This is a genomic window from Erythrobacter sp. Alg231-14 (assembly GCF_900149685.1).
Taxonomy (GTDB): Bacteria; Pseudomonadota; Alphaproteobacteria; order Sphingomonadales; family Sphingomonadaceae; genus Erythrobacter.
The window spans coordinates 904300-920887 of sequence record NZ_LT702999.1 but is presented as its reverse complement, the minus strand read 5'-3'; the positions used below and the strand labels follow the sequence as shown (position 1 = coordinate 920887).

The window sequence follows — 16588 nt, the reverse complement described above, 5'->3', positions numbered from 1 at the left end:
AATGAATATCTTTCAATCAGTCGGCTTTCGATCAACCGCATTGTCACCGTTGAAACGCGCGATTTTCGCCTTTGGCGCAATTGCCTTGGCATTGCCCTTTGTCGCTGTGCCCAGTGCGGCGAAAGCGCAAGGCACGATCGCCCCAACGCGCGAGGAATTGCAGCGACCAGAAATCGAAGCGGAATTGCGCGGTGATGCTAATCCCGTTTCCGTTGCCAGCGAAGTGGAACGTGCGACATGCCCGCTTTCTGCTCCCCAATTTGCAGACCTAACCTTCACGTTCTCCGATGCTGAATTCAGCGGCCTTGGCGCGATTGACGCGTCATTGCTCAATGGCAGTTGGTCGGACCTTGTTGGGCAAGAGATTCAAGTGGCGGAGATTTGCGAAATTCGCGATCGCGCGGCCACCATATTGCGCGCGCAAGGATACCTTGCCGCTGTTCAAGTGCCTGTGCAGACCATTGGCGAGGGAACCGTTAAATTTGACGTGTTGCTGGCTCGCATTCGGCAAGTGCAAGTGCGCGGCGATGCTGGGCGTTCCTCGGGCGCGTTGCAAAACGTCTTGTCGCAATTGGAAGGGCAAGAGGTTTTTAACGCCGGCGAAGCGGAACGGTACCTGCTTTTGGCGCGGGACATTCCCGGCCTTGATGTCAGGCTAACTCTGCAACCGCTACCGCGTGAACAAGGCGGCCAGCCGGGCGATGTTGTGGGTGTGTTTGACGTCACCAATCAATCGATCATCGTGGATACCAACATTCAGAATTACGGCTCCAACCAAATCGGGCGATTTGGTGGTTTGGCCCGGGTGCGGATCAATGGGATCACGGGTCTTGGCGATGAAACCATGGTCAGCGTCTATTCCGCGCAGGATTTCGATGAACAGTTCGTCGCTTCGGCTTACCATGAATTTCGCGTCGGATCAGAGGGGCTTACATTGGGTCTTTCAGGGACTTTGGCTTTTACAGAGCCGGACATTCCCGGACCGAATGTGTTCGAGACGCAGACCTTTATTGGTTCCGCCTATGCGCGATATCCGTTGATCCGGTCACAGGCGCAAAACCTGACATTGTCGGCAGGCGGTGATTTTATCGACCAAGAAGTCGAGTTCACCGGCTTGGACTTTACCGAGGACAGTTTGCGGGTTGCCTTTGCGCGGGCTGATTTTTGGGGCTCCGACGAAGCCAGCATCAATGGCCGCGATGGCTATTCCGCAATCGAGCCCAAGATCGCGTATCACGCCACACTCGAAGTGCGACAAGGCGTTGATGCGTTGGGGGCCAGCCCATCTTGCGGGGTGGGCTTCGTCAATTGCCTGAACCCCGGATTTATCCCGCCAAGCCGGCTTGATGCCGACCCCAGCGGCTTTCTCGTGCGCGGCGAAGCGGGCGTGACATACCGCCCAACGCCGCTGTTTGGTATGAGCGTTCGGACCCGCTTCCAATATTCGCCTGACGCTTTGTTGGGATATGAGCAGTTTTCAGGCGGTAACTTCACAATCGGGCGGGGATACGATCCCGGTGCGATTATCGGCGACACCGGCTTTGGCGCGCAATTTGAGCTGTTTTATGGGTCGCTTGTACCCGAAACGGCGGATTCTGGCGCGGTTCAGCCATTTGTATTTTTCGACCTTGCCCAAGTGTCGGTGAACAATGTTCCCGACGACACCGACCGGTTGTTTTCGACCGGGGGCGGGATGCGCATGTCGATCGGCCGCCAGGCGGTCTTGGATGTGACAGTCGCAGTTCCGCTTGAACAAACTGACTTTGCCACAAGCAAGGGTAGCGTCCGCGCGCTTGTTTCGCTGACCGTGCAATTGGAGCCGTGGTTCAATTGAACCAGCGGGAGAAAATGATGATGAACAACCCTCAAATCACTCAGCCTGTTGCCCCGCAAAACTCGAAGCGATCGATGGCGCGTAACCTCTGGATGGGCAGCGCGTCCGTTATCGCTGGCGCGGTGGCGCTTTCGACCGGAGCGACCCCCGCTTATGCGCAAGCCGCACCGGGTTCATCGGCATCGGGTGTTCAGGTCACCGCGCAAGATCGATTTGAAGCGCGGCGCGCGGGATCAAGAGGGCGCAATGTCGGTCGCGGTGGTGCGATGCGCGAAGTTCCTGCCGATCTTCCCGGTGTGCAAACGGTTCGCCCGCTTCCTCAAACTCAGCAACCGACTCCCGCACTCCAACCGAATTTGGGCGGCAGCCTTGCTGCACCAATTCAAACGCAAGTGACCGTGGGTGAAGCGCCGACGATTCCAACAGTGCAAATCGACCCGTCGCTGATCGTTCCAACCGGGCCTCAGGTCAGCTTGCAGAGCAATTCGGTTGAACGCGCGATCATCGCTGAACCGGGTGTAGCCGGAAACAATGTCCGCGCCTTTGCAGTCTTTGATGACGTTCAAATTGATTTTAACCCCGGCACCTCTAGCGATCAGGTCAATGTTTTGGCCGATGCCGCAATCATTAATTGGACCACGTTTGACGCAGGCTCTTCGGGCGGCGAAGTCACGTTCCTTGGCGCGGGTGGAGTTTTAGATTTCACCTCGTCCCTATCGGATTACACCGTGCTCAACCGTGTGATGACGCCCGGTTTTGACAGCGCGATCCGCATCGATGGTGACATCAATTCATCGGTATTCGGAGGCAGCTCGGCCGGCGGAAACATCTGGTTCTACAGCGCCGGTGGCATCATCGTGGGCGATACCGGAAGCTTCAATGTCGGCAGCCTGCTTCTTACCACAAGCGATATTGATCCCGCCGATGTGAACAACGGCGCATTCGATGTGACGTTTACCGGAACATCGGACAGCGCATCGTCGATCGTTATTGCTGGCGGGGCTTCATTGCGCGCCAACAATCCGGATTCCTACATCGCATTGGTCGCGCCACGGATCGAACAAAACGGCACAGTGACCGCGGATGGATCGATTGCCTATGTCGCCGCTGAACAGGCGACGATGACGATTGATAATGGTTTGTTTGATATTTCTGTTGCCGTTGGCACTGAAGATGCGAACGGCATTGTACACAGCGAAACAGGTTCGACCGGGGGCGCATCGTCGACCGGTGTCACCGATGAACAGGCGATCTATTTCGTCGCGGTTCCAAAAAACGATGCGATTTCGATGCTGGTGGGCGGTTCGGTCGGATACGATGCTGCGGCGTCGGCCTCAATCTCCAATGGCCGTGTGATCCTGACGACCGGGAACAACGTTGAGCGCGAGTCGAACAATGTCTTCATCTCCGGCCTTGGATTTGTCGATATTGCTTCCAACAATGTCGACACGACCGTGGATGGTGGCCCCGCCGGCAATGTTACGATTGAAAACGTTGAATTCACCAGCGACACTGATGTTTTTGCAGAAGGTTCCATCACGCTCCAAGCTGGCGTTACCAACGCCGCCGATAGCGTCATTGTCGATGGCAGCGGCGCGGATATCACCAATCTGAGCCTGACCGCCGGCGACAGCGTTGATGTGAATGTAACGCGTGAAGGCCTCATTGATGTTAGCGGCTTTCTCGATATCACTGCGCATGACGGGCGAGGCAATGGCGGCACCGTCAACGTCAATGTAAACCAGACTGGCTCTACGAACGCCTTATTCGGAGGCACTTTGAGTGTTGGCGGATCGTTAAACATCGATGCGTCGGGCAGCGGGCTGGATGACACTCTTCTGGTTTCCAACAACGGCGGCAGCTTGAATGGAACAGATGGGTTTGGCGGAGACGTAACCATCGATATCACCGACGACGGCATTTTTGTTGTTGGTGGAAATTTGGATGTCGATGTTAGCGCCAACGGCGGGCGCGGATTTGGTCGTCATGGATCGTCAACGGGCGGCGATGTGACGTTCAATATAGACGGTGGCTTTGCTGATATCACAGGCGATTTGATCATTGACGCGCTTGGACGGAACGCAGGCACCCTCGACGATGAGACCATCGCGACAGAAGGAAGCGATTCGACCGGTGGCAATGTCACGATCAACCTGATCGACGGCTCGCTTAATGCCGATGAATTGTTTGTTCTTGTTGGTGCAGAAGCAACCCGCGGAGACGGTGATCTCACCGCCCAATCCAACGATGCGACAGCTGGTGACTTCACTCTTGCTGTAACCGGGGGATCACACACTTTAGGGTCTATAGGAGTCGGCGGTTCGACAGAGGCGGCCAACGCATTCCTTGGCGGAGACACGTTGGAAACGCCTTCGGGCCGTGCAAATCGCGGACTTACGTCGATCACGGTAGAAAATGCGGGTGCATTGCTAACCGTTACCGGTGACGTGTCGATCACCGGAGAAGCGTTTGGCGATGTCGTCGCATCCCGCAGCGACGCCGTGGAAATTTCCGTCGTGGATGCCAACGCAAGCAATGGCGGCGGCCTTGTCATTGGTGGCGAATTGAGAATAGACGCTCTAACAGAGGGCGGTGCACTCGGCGTGTTAACCCGCGGTGCCGAAGTCGGGATTTCGACCGATAATGGCTTGCTTTCGGCAGACGGGTTGGACTTGAATGTCCAAGCGCGCCGCGATGGCTTTTTTGGAGGCGGTAGCGGTCAGGGAACCGATTTCGAAGGCGGTAGGCTGACGCTCTTGGCGACCAATGGCGGCACGCTCGAATTTGATGGGGCAAGCAGCCTCAACGCCAATGGAACCGGGGGCGCGGTGGAAGATGATTCCGGCGCTGGGATCGGACGCGGCGGCACGATCACCATTCTTGCCGATGACGGTACGATCAGTTTCGGCGATAATCTGCGGCTCAATGCAAACGGCTTTGCCTTTTCGGGCGTGAATGATCTCGGCGAGTCAGGCGAAGGGATTGGCGGTACAGTCGATATCACCGTCCAAGGCAGCACAGGCAATTTGAGCTTTGTCGACATTGATGCCGGCACCGATGGCTCGTTTGAGTTTGATGGAGAGGTGTTAAACACATTCTTCTCTGGCGACGGAAGCACCGGGACGGGTGGGCAAACCAACTTCAATGTCCTTGGCGGAACGTTAACTGCGGTTGATATCACCGTTTCATCAGACGGTGAGGGTGGACCTGGTGGCGAGTTGTCTGATGGTTCGATCGCTTCAAACGGATTGTTCACGATCGGTGATGGCGGTGAGGGTGTCGGCGGACAGGTTACTTTCAACATTGATGGCGGCGATGCCTCTGTCGACAATTTGACCGTCACGGCAAGCGGCATTGGCGGCGACGGGGCATTTGGCAACGGCAACAACGACAGAAATGCTGGCGACGGCGGTTCAGCAACGGGTGGCACGGCTACCTTTAACGCCCTGTCTGGTGATCTGAGTGTTACCGGCACATTGTCGGTAGAAGCGACCGGAAACCGCGAAAGCACATCCGGTCGGATTATCGGTGGTGACGGTGGAAACGGTTTCGGATCGGCCGGCGGAAATGGCGGTTCTTCGGTTGGCGGGAACGCGGTCTTCAACCTGATCGGTACCGCCAATATCAGTGCGCAAGATGTGGTTGTCTCCACGCAAGCCTTTGGCGGTGAAGGCGGCGATTCCGATGCGAGCTTCTCCGGCAATCCCGATATGGGCGGCGGCGATGGTGGTGATGCAACCGGTGGCGATGCGTTGTTCAATGACACGGCCGGTGATCTTTCCTTTGGTACGTTGACTGTGAACGCCAGCGGACTGGGCGGCATCGGCGGCAGCAGCTTTGGCAGCGGCACCGGCGACGCGGTAGGCAATGGCGGCGCGGGCGGTGTTGGTACAGGCGGATCGGCAATCGTCTCCCTTAATCAAGACGACGCCGACGCAAAGAATTACAGCGTCATTTCGCGCGGCGTTGGCGGCGCAGGTGGACAGGGCGCAGCCGGCGGCATCGGCGGCATGGGCCTTGGCGGTTCGGCCGATTTGCTGATCAACAATGTTTCCGTTGTGTTTGATCAACTGTTGATCGATGCAGGTGCAGTCGGCGGCGCGGGCGGCTTTATCGACGGGCAATTGGTTTCGGCGGGTGCTGATGGCGGAGAGGCCGAAGGCGGCGACGCACAATTGGCCATCGCAGGCAGTGATGCCAATTTCCAAGCAAACAATGTGATGACAATCGCTGCGGGCGCAACCGGCGGTGAGGGTCAGCAAGGCTCTATCAGCTTTGACGATGAACGCGACGGCGGCGACGGTGGCGCAGGCGGCAATGCAACAGGCGGATCGGCAACCATTGTAGTTAGCGACAACGCCGACATTGTGATCGACGCTGATGCCTTCTCCTTCAACACCGATTCATCGGGCGGCGCGGGCGGAAATGGCGGCGGCAATTTCGGCTTCTTTACGGGACGCCCTGGCAGCTCCAATGTCCCACTCACATCCGTGTCCGGCGATGGTGGCGCTGGCGGCACAGGAACGGCTGGTGCGGTTGGAATAATTGCGACTTCGGGGGCGAATGTAACGATATCCAGCGGCTCTGGCCCAATGGTTTTGTCGGCGATTGGTTCTGGTGGCCTTGGCGGCGAAGGCGGTGAAGCCTTTTCAAGAGCAACCGCTGCCGGTGATGGCGGCGTTGGCGGCGGCGGCATTGGTGGATCACCATTGCTGCGGGCCGACGGCGGTACAATTACAATTTCCGATGTCACTTTGATCGCGCAAGGCGGCGGCGCCGCTGCGGGTGATGCCGGTGACAACGATGTAGGCGGACCGTCCGGTTTAGGCGCAAGCGGCGGGATCGGCATTGGCGGCACGCCATTGATCGAAGCCCTCGGCGTCGATGGGCAAATCATCCTGGGCAATGTCTCAGTCCTTGCCAATGGCACGGGCGGTGAAGGGACACGGTCTGCCCCCCAAGGAATTGGTGGCGGCGGTCAAGTGACCATTCGCGATTTGTCCGATGATCCAGCCGGAATTCAGGTCAACGACCTTTCCATCGATGCGACCGGGGACACCGCAGCCGGTACCGGTTTGATCACGATTGCATCCGAGAGTGACGCAATCACCGTGGATGGCGATCTGACCGCGGATGTGTCTGGCGATATCGAGTTTACATTCGAAGGCGATGGCCAAATTGTGGTGACAGGGGCGGTTTCGCTAACCTCATCCGGCAACATGAACGTTGATCATCAGGATCAGGCAGACGGCATCAATTCAATCGATGTTGGCACGACGTTCACTGCTGTGGCGCTTGGCGATTTCAGTGCGTTGGACAACGGCAATATCAATTCAACACAGGCCGTTTCCATCACGGCTGAGAATATCTCTTACGACAATATAACAACGACGCGCACGGTTGATCTGACCGCGACCAATGGGTCGATTACAGGCACATCGACGGGCACGATTAGCGCGGCAAATGTGCTTGATGCGATCGATTTGGTTGCGACCGAAAATATTACATTCGGCACCTTGATCAGCACCACAGGAAATGTTGACGTTGATGCTGGCGACGATGTTACTGGTGGTCAGGTCTTGTCGGCTCAGTTTGTAAATATTGACGCAGGCGGAACGATTACAGTTGATACCGTTGACAATAGCGCGAACGCGATCGGCCTTGTGACGATCAATGGCGGCGCGATTGATATCGGCACGATCAATGCTGGATTTATCACCAATTTGACGACGTCTGTCGGTGATTTGGTGGTCGATACCCTGACCACTTCGGCCACGGCCGATCTGGATTCCGCTGGAAGCATTGAACTTGGCACGGCCGACACCGGATCGTTTGTCGCCAACGCCCAAGATGACTTCACAGTGGATTCGGTGACGACCACAGGTGGCACCGCAGATCTGCGTATCACTGCTGGCGGAACGGCCTCTTACACCAACCTCGATTCAGACCGTTTGATTCAAATCGATGCCGATCAAATTTTGGGCGGCGATTTGGAGGCGGATTCTCAAGTTACGTTTAACGCGTCCCAGATTGATGTTGGCGATATCACGACGCGCGAAGTGGCCAACATCGTTCTTACCACGGACACAGGCGGGATCGCGACCGGTGCGCTGGATGTGTCGCAAGGCATTATCACCATCAATTCGGCGGCAGAGGCGGATATCGCGTCGGCGGACGCGTCGGCATCCATTGGAATCACCTCGGGTGATAACCTCACCATTGGTGATGTGAATGCGGGCGGCAATCTGTCGATCAATGTGGGCGGTGATCTGAGTTCGGGTCTCTTGTTCGCAGGCACAACCAGCCCGGGTCTGTCTGTCGGTGTTGATGGCAATGCCGATATCGATGGAGCAACTACGAATGGATTGCTGGACATCGTTGTTGGAGGCGCGCTGACTGGGGGCGACTTTGTTGGCCAAGGGGCGCTGAGTTCGGTCACTATTGACGCAACTTCGATTGATATTGGATCTGCGCAATCGAACAACCAAGGCGTTAACATCACTGCCATTGATGCAGCCAATGTCGGTAATGCAGTCTCTGCGCTCAGCACCGCGATCACTGGCGCATCGGTCAACATTGATAGCGGCGATGTGGGCGGCAATTTGACTGTCACGTCATCGGCTGGCGATGTAACTGGACTGGGCTCAATTCTGGTTGGTGGTACGGCCGATTTCACATCTGCCGCCAACATTGCCATCGGCACATTGGAAGCGAATAATATCGATCTGACGGCCGCGGGCGATCTGCGCTTTAACGGGCTGGTCTCGCCCAATGCGATCACCCTTAGCGCCATCAATGGCACCATCGGCGCGACGACACCCGGCGAAGGGGACATTGACAGCGGTGGAGCCGTTGATCTGATCGCCGAAGACATCGACCTGGGCGATATTGACAGCGACGGTTCAATCACCGCTAATGCAACCGTCGGTGATGCAAGCTTTGGCGCGCTGAACGCGGGCACATTCATCGACATCACCGCCAAAGGTAGCCCCAGCGTCGAGAGCGTCACCAGCGGCGGCAATGTCACCCTAACGGGCTCTTCGATCTCTCTTGATGGCGGTGATATTGGCGGCAGCTTGATCCTTGATGCGCTAGACGGCGATATTGTGCTTAGTTTCGACGGCACTCAGCAATTGTTGGTAGGCGGAAGCGCCACATTCAATGCGACCGGTGATATGATCGTCACGCACACGAACAATGCCGCTGACACGGTTTCGGTCGACATTGCGCAAGGAACGATTGTCTTTATTCGCGGAGCATTCAATTCCGGCCCTGGCTCAATCTTTGATGCAGGGATCGAATTGATCCTGAACGCAGACGGCAATGTTACGGCCAACGATTTGCGTGCAATCGCAGGCATTGACTTAACTTCGGGCGGAAATGTTGTGTTGAACAACGCCACCGTTGTAGGCCCACAAGGGGTTAGCAACCTGCGCGGTATCACGGTTCGCGCCGGGTTTATCGATTTTGGTTCAGGATTCTCGTTCGACAACATTGCCAGTGCCACGATCACCGGCGAAGTCACATCCTATGCCGATATCAACATCACTGCGGGCGGCAATGCAGTCTTTGCCAGCGGTTCGGTAACAGCGGCGGACAACGCACTTATCGTGAACACCGGCGACGATATCATCGTCGAAGCGGGCGCAATGCTGTCCGCTGCCAACAATCCAACTGATGCGATTGATCCACTTGATCCATTTGAGGATGGGCCGAATCTCATCCTTAATGCAGGCGGCGAACAAAACCTGTTGTCGATCCCGTCTACCCCGATTGCGTCCTTGATCATTGATGGCACATTGAACGCGAACGATGCGGCGATTGTGTTGCAGGGAAATGCGATCGAAGGGCTGGACAGCACATTGATCGCCGGATCGATTCAGGTTGATGTGCGCGATGCGCCAAACAACACTGGTTTCTTGTCGGATGATGACGGTTTGCTCACCGGTCCATGCCTCGAAGGATTTGCATGCCTAGGCGATATGGAAGCGACAGGCCGGATCGAAATTGGTCAGAGCAGCAACAACGACATCATTGGCTTGTTCATTGAGCAAGCCACAGTGACTGCGACTGATATCTTGATCACTACACGCAATGATATCGTGATGGGCACAAACGGTATCGACACACAATTGAACGCAACCGGCACTTTCAGCGCCACCAGCAACACCGGCAATGTCGATTTGCGCGATGCTTCGATTTCGGCCGATCAGATTTTGGTGGATGCTGCCGGTAGTTTGTTGGGAACAGGGGTCCTGAGCAGCAGCAACGATATCGGAGTTACCGTTGGCGATTCTATCATCGTTGGTGGCATAATCACCGATGGCGAATTGACCGAAGTTGCCGATGTTGGCGGTGCCATAGAGGGCTTCTACTCGGTTAACGGTGATTTCGTTGCGGGAATATTCTCGCAAGGATCCGCCGATATTGACCTATTCGCGGGCGGTGACATCGACATTGGCGAAGCGTCTTCGCCAGACAGCATCTTCTTGAGCGCCAACGGTGTCTTTTTGGGCAATGCGAGCGTGCCGGGTGATATCTTTATCGACGGCGCATCCATTGGGTACGATTCCCTTTTTGCCGGCGGCACCATTGCGATCGACGGCGGCGGTATCTTTGGCGGCGATCTATCCGCATTCGACGTCGAACTCGAAGGCGATCAGATTGATGTCGGGAACATCGACGCCGATAATCTGGCTCAGGTCATCGGTTCATCCATCGCGGTTGGAGATGTGACCGCCGATCAAATCGATTTGATCAGCGACAGCGACATTTTGTTCAATCGTTTGCAATCAACCAATTCGATTTTGGTAACGGCAAACGATGGACGAATTGCGGCGAATACGGGCCCCGGCGACATTGTTAGCGACGGCGATGTCGCATTGTCCGCGCAAGAGATCGCGATTGGCAATGTCACTTCACAGGGCTCGGTCTCGGCCGATGCAAGTGCGGGCGATGCGACATTCGGGGTGGTTGATGCCGCGAATGACATCACCATTACGGCATCGGGATCGCCAAGCGTTCTTAACGCGATCAGCGGCGGCGACACATCGATCACGGGTGCTTCGGTAACGTTTGATAATGGCACGATCGGTGGCAACCTGACGCTTAACGCGACGGATGGCGATATTGACGGCAACGGCGCGGTTAGCGTCGGCGGTGCGATTGACCTCACCGCGGCCGGTAATGTTGGTTTTGGCGTGTTGGAAGCAGCGGGGGGCAGCTTTAGCGTGGATGCAGGCGGCGATGTCTCCTTCACCAGCGCGACCTCCACCGATTTCATCGATATCGCAGCGGGCGGCGCCGTCTTGGGCGGCGATCTTGACGCTGCCAACGATGTGTCGGTCGACGCCGATAGCATCGCAGTGGGTGATGTGATCGCGGATCAGATTTCCTTGACCAGCGCGACTGATATTCTCTTCAACCTGATCCAATCGCCCAACGCGATCTCGCTTTCGGCGGTCAATGGACTAATTGGTAAGAACACCGGCCCCGGCGATATCGTATCCGATAGCGACGTGACGTTGCTGGCCGAATTTATCTCGGTGAATTTGATCACGGCGGGTGGGGCGGTCACCGCGACGGCGACCGGTTCTCCCGATCCATCGGGCGGCGGCGGGTCTTCGGGTCCAGTTGTGATTGGTGGCGGCAATGATGCTGCTATCATCACCTCGGATATCGATGCAGGCGGCGTTGTTACATTGACAGCGGTGAATGGTCCGATTGTTACTGGCGATATCGACGCGGCTAGCAACATTATCGCAAACGGTGCGTCGATCGATATGGGCGATATCATTGCCCGCGGCCCGGCCAATGGTGGCTTTGGCGGCGGCACGATTGACCTGGATGCAACGGGCGATATCACGTTCGGCGACGCCAGCAGCCAAGGCAATTTTAACATCGATGCAGGCGGCGATATCGGCTTTGACACTATCGAAACGAACTTTGGTTCGGTCACCGCAAACGCCGGAGGCGCGATCACATTTGTTCAGGCGCGCACTGTTCGCCGCGATGGTTCACCATCGGCTCAGAACATATCGTTGAACGCCGGCAGTGACATCACCGCCAGCGGGACAATCGAGACCGACGACACATTGTCGCTGACATCGGGCGGCGATATCGCCACGGGTGATTTAGCCGGGGCATTAGGCGTTGGTCAGGTCAACGTTCTAGCCGATGGCACGGTCACAATTGGCAATGTCACCAGCGCCAATACGATCACTCAAATTCGTGGGACCGAAGTGTCAACTGGCGCGCTTTCTGGTGGCGGTATTTCGATCACGGCAACGGACGGATCGCTAAACATTGACGGCGCGGTAACGGGGCAACAGGGCGTAACCTTGTCGGCAACACAGGATGTGAATGCGTCCGATGTGACCGCTGCTACCAGCGCCACTATCACGGGCGTCAATCTATCGCTTGATACGATAACAGCAGGCAGCGCTGTCACCGCAACAGGCGATACAATTGAATTCACTTCGATTGACGCAGGCAGCAACGCAACCATCACGGCCAATGCAGGCGCGTTGGGCGGGGTTTCGGTCTCTGCTGGCGATACGGCCAATTTGACCGCGGGCGATGGTGCGATCACGCTTGAAATGCTGGACGCGGACACAGCAAACCTTTCCGCGACTGGCGTGGTCTCTGTCGAAGACGCGGTTCTAAGCGGGTTGTTGACTGCTGAGGGCACGTCCATCGACATCAGTTCAAGCGACAATTTGAATGTTGATGTCACCGCCACCGCTGGAGATATTTCGGTGCGGGCGGCGAATTCGATGGCGGTCAATGGCGCGGTTGCAACCGGCGACATCGAACTTGTCACAGACGACGGCAATTTGACCATCGTGACCGGTTCGGGCCAAAACATCACCCTCGTTTCCGAAGGTGACGTGGACATCGACGACACCGTTGATGCGGTGGGCACGTTGACCGTCGATGCGGTCGGCAGCTTTAACCTGAGCGGCACCGCAACGGCGCAATCCATTGAAGTCACATCGGCAGATATCGGCATCACGTCAGACGGTATCTTGGGCGATGCAACGCGCACGCAATCGATCACGCTGAACACCAACGGCGATGTTAGCGTGGGCGGCGACTCAACCGACAATCCTCCGCCATTCTTGCTCGACAGTTTTGAGTTCAGTCGGATGTTCTCAGGCGGTGATATTGTCATCAACGCCTTCAGCGACGGCTCAACCGGGGGGTCTATCCTTACCCTCGATACGCTCAATGTCATTGCCGGCGACGGGTCCAGCGCAACCGGCCAGAATATTGGTCAATCTAGCGCGTTGATCCTCAATTCGGATGGCGATGTGTTTGTGATCGGCAACGCGACGATTACCGGAGCAACGGCGGATACGACATTGATGATTGATGCGATCAATCTGGTCCGGCTCGATACCGAGCTAGGCGGCTTGTTCGTGTTCGATGCCAATGGCGGTCTTGCCGGTGAAATCTCCATCGCAGCGACCGACTTTATTGCGGCAACCGATACGGCCTTTGACGACATTCAAGGGTTGAGCGTCGCGGACGTCGATATCCGGTTGGGTGAAAGCGACGGCGTGGATCGGCCAGACGGTGTAATCCGGGCGGATGTCTTGGATATCGCCACCACGGCAAGCCAAGTGTTTATCCAAAACACGGTTCCCGGCGTTGATTTTGATCAACGACGCGGATTTGACGTGAACACGTTGAACATCTCAAGCGGTAGCGGAACAGGTTCTCTGCAACCGATTGTGATCAACGGAGTTATCTCAGGTGCCACCGGCATTTCGACGATACCGTTGGCGAACTTGGCCAGCGCCCTTGATCCAACTTCGACGATCAACGGTTGCGTCATTGCGAACCCGGCATCGTGTTCACCCACGACACCGGTCACGCCAACACCGACCGATCCGGACGATTCACCCGGTGGATCCGACATCGAAATACGCGACCTGATCGAAGAAGGGATCGAACCGCGAGACGTGATCCAAGTCGGCACGATCGAGGCCGGATTGATCGACATGCGCCCAGATGGGCAATTCGAGACCGATCCGTTGATTGATGATCCGGTGACCGGCGCAGGGAACGAAGATCTTTGGGTTGGCGAAGAAGAAAGCGAAGAAGAGGACGAGGAAGAGGACAGTTAGGATAGCGTCGACCAAACGCTAATCTCTTGACCCGAGAGGCGGCCGATGTGCATGGCTTGCCTATGACTGAAACGCCTCTCTCGCTCTTCAATTCGCTGACCCGTGCGATCGAACCATTCACGCCCGTCCATGCCGGAGAGGCGCGGGTCTATACGTGCGGACCGACGGTCTACAATTACCCGCATATCGGTAATATGCGCGCTTATGTTTTTGCCGATATTCTGGGCCGCACGCTTAGCTTTAAGGGGCTTTCGCTCACCCATATTATCAACATCACCGATGTCGGCCATCTGACCGATGATGCCGATGACGGTGAGGATAAAATGGAGAAGATGGCGGCCGAAAAAGCGCAGTCGATCTGGGATATCGCGCAGCATTATACCCAAGCCTATTGGGCGGATGTCGAAGCGCTCAATATCCGCCAGCCGGCCAAATGGTCGATCGCGACCGATTACATCGAAGAGATGATCGAGTTTGCGAAAAGTATCGCGGATAAGCATTGCTATGAATGCGCAACTGGCCTCTATTTCGATGTGACCACGGTCGAAGATTACGGACGGCTGGCTCGGGCCGTCACCGAAGACGGCGAAGGGCGGATTGACACGGTCGAAGGCAAACGCAACGCGGCCGATTTTGCGATTTGGCGAAAAACACCGGATGGTGAAAAGCGTCAGATGGAATGGGATTCCCCATGGGGTAAGGGCGCCCCAGGTTGGCATTTGGAATGCTCTGTCATGGGTGAAAAATTGCTCGGCTTTCCGTTCGATATTCACACCGGCGGGATCGACCATCGCGAAATCCATCATCCGAACGAGATTGCGCAGAACCAGGCGTTCTGCGGCTGTGCCAGTGGTCATGGGGGTCTATCCGAGGCGCGCAATTCAGGTGCCAATATTTGGATGCACAACAACTTCCTCGTCGAACGATCGGGCAAGATGTCGAAATCGTCGGGCGAATTCCTGCGCCTGCAATTGTTGATGGACAAAGGTTACCATCCGCTCGCCTATCGCATGATGTGCCTACAGGCCCATTACCGCAGCGAATTGGAGTTTTCATGGGAAGGGTTGGAGGCAGCGCTCACCCGGCTGAAACGGATGGTGATGGCGGCCCAGCGGTTGGCTGATGCTCCGTCTCAACCCGTGGCTGAGCACCCCAAATTCGCCGCGCCAATGGCCAAATTCGAAGCCGCGATGAATGATGATCTGGGTACACCCAGCGCGCTAACCGCGATCGAAGATGCTCTTGCTGTGAAAAAGGTGGACGCCGGGATCAAACGCGCTGTTATCGAACATATGGACAGCGTCTTGGGGTTGGGCCTTTTTGACCTCACCCGCGAAGCATTGCGCATTCGGCCAAAGGATGCCGCGATTGATGAGGCCGCGATTGAAGACGCATTGACCCGTCGCAAAGCGGCGCGAGCAGAAAAAGACTTCGCCGCATCAGACGCGATCCGTGATGAACTGGTTGCTCACGGTGTGGACGTTATGGACGGTGATCCGATGGGTTGGGAATGGAAGCTATGACCTCAATTGCAATTTCTGGGCTTATTCGGCCGCTGCTTGAACCTCAACTTCCAACCGATCTCGATGTACGTTGGTTCATGACGCATGAAGAGGCAGTCGAAGCGGTGAAAGGAGCAGAGATCGGATGGTTCGACATGAACGATCAGGCCGCCATGGCCGCGACTTTGCGTGCGGCGACCGATCTCAAATGGCTCAATTCGATTTACGCCGGGCTCGATTTTCTGCCGATGGATGTGCTGATTGATCGCGGAATCACTGTGACCAACGGCGCCGGGATCAACGCGGTTACCATTGCCGAATATGTTGTGATGGGGATGCTTAACATTGCAAAGGGATATCGCGATGTCGTGCGAGCCCAAGAACGGCGCGAATGGTTGATGGACTCGCCCGGCAAACGCGAATTGGCGGGATCAAGGGCGCTGTTGCTTGGCTATGGCGCAATCGGCCGTTTGATTGAACCGAGGTTGAAGGCGTTTGATATCGACGTGACTGTTGTTCGTCGCACACCAGGAGAAGGGGTCCTAACCCCAGATCAATGGCGCGATCATCTGGGTGAATTCGATTGGGTGATCCTTGCCGTGCCGGCCACGCCCGAAACCGAAGGCATGATCGGTGCGTCAGAACTTTCCGCGATGAAATCCGACGCGGTGCTCGTCAATATTGCGCGCGGCAGTGTGGTGGATCAACCGGCCTTGATCACGGCATTGGAAGATAAGAGCATTGGTGCAGCGTTCCTCGACGTCACCACACCCGAACCGCTGCCATTCGACCATCCTCTTTGGGCGTTGGATAACGCGCATATTTCGATGCATTTATCCGGCCGCGCTCAGGACCAAATGTTTTACCGCAGCGCCGCGCGATTCCTTGAAAACCTTGAGAAATATCGCAAGGGCGAGCCGGTCGAACCGGTGTTTGACCCCACTCTTGGATATTGAATTCGCCCCCGCTGAACGTTGAAATGACGCTTGGCCCTTGGATTCTGGCGGATTCCTGCAATACATGTTCATAAGACTTGGTCATCACGACCGGGTCGCATGCGAACGGATTGACGTTTCGTGCATAAAAACGAGTGGGGTGCATCCTCGGATAAGAGGCGTTTT

4 protein-coding genes are annotated in these 16588 nt (G+C 56.3%); all 4 read left to right on the top strand.

Translation table 11 applies throughout. From position 1 onward, the window contains the following. The first annotated feature begins 1 nt into the window (after position 1). The 4 genes from BQ8290_RS04330 to BQ8290_RS04315 all read left to right on the top strand — a co-directional run bounded on the left by BQ8290_RS04330 (position 2) and on the right by BQ8290_RS04315 (position 16423). A complete protein-coding gene (locus BQ8290_RS04330; RefSeq protein WP_337660998.1) occupies positions 2-1834 on the top strand; it encodes a ShlB/FhaC/HecB family hemolysin secretion/activation protein in 1833 nt (610 codons plus the stop codon). 14 nt (positions 1835-1848) lie between these two features. Further along, positions 1849-13965: a hypothetical protein gene (locus tag BQ8290_RS04325; RefSeq protein WP_108787945.1), complete on the top strand. Its 12117-nt coding sequence runs from the start codon at positions 1849-1851 to the stop codon at positions 13963-13965. Positions 13966-14027: 62 nt separating this feature from the next. Beyond that, positions 14028-15488, top strand: a complete 1461-nt coding sequence (cysS, locus tag BQ8290_RS04320) for a cysteine--tRNA ligase (RefSeq protein WP_108787943.1) — start codon at positions 14028-14030, stop codon at positions 15486-15488. Beyond that, positions 15485-16423, top strand: coding sequence for an NAD(P)-dependent oxidoreductase (locus BQ8290_RS04315; RefSeq protein ID WP_108787941.1), 939 nt, complete (start codon positions 15485-15487; stop codon positions 16421-16423). Before cysS ends, BQ8290_RS04315 begins: the two co-directional genes overlap by 4 nt. Positions 16424-16588 lie beyond the last annotated feature (165 nt).

Bases quoted from the DNA above. Each gene is read 5' to 3' on its own strand.
- BQ8290_RS04330 (WP_337660998.1), top strand. From the start codon at position 2: ATGAATATCTTTCAATCAGTCGGCTTTCGATCAACCGCATTGTCACCG.
- BQ8290_RS04325 (WP_108787945.1), top strand. From the start codon at position 1,849: ATGATGATGAACAACCCTCAAATCACTCAGCCTGTTGCCCCGCAAAAC.
- cysS (WP_108787943.1), top strand. From the start codon at position 14,028: ATGACTGAAACGCCTCTCTCGCTCTTCAATTCGCTGACCCGTGCGATC.
- BQ8290_RS04315 (WP_108787941.1), top strand. From the start codon at position 15,485: ATGACCTCAATTGCAATTTCTGGGCTTATTCGGCCGCTGCTTGAACCT.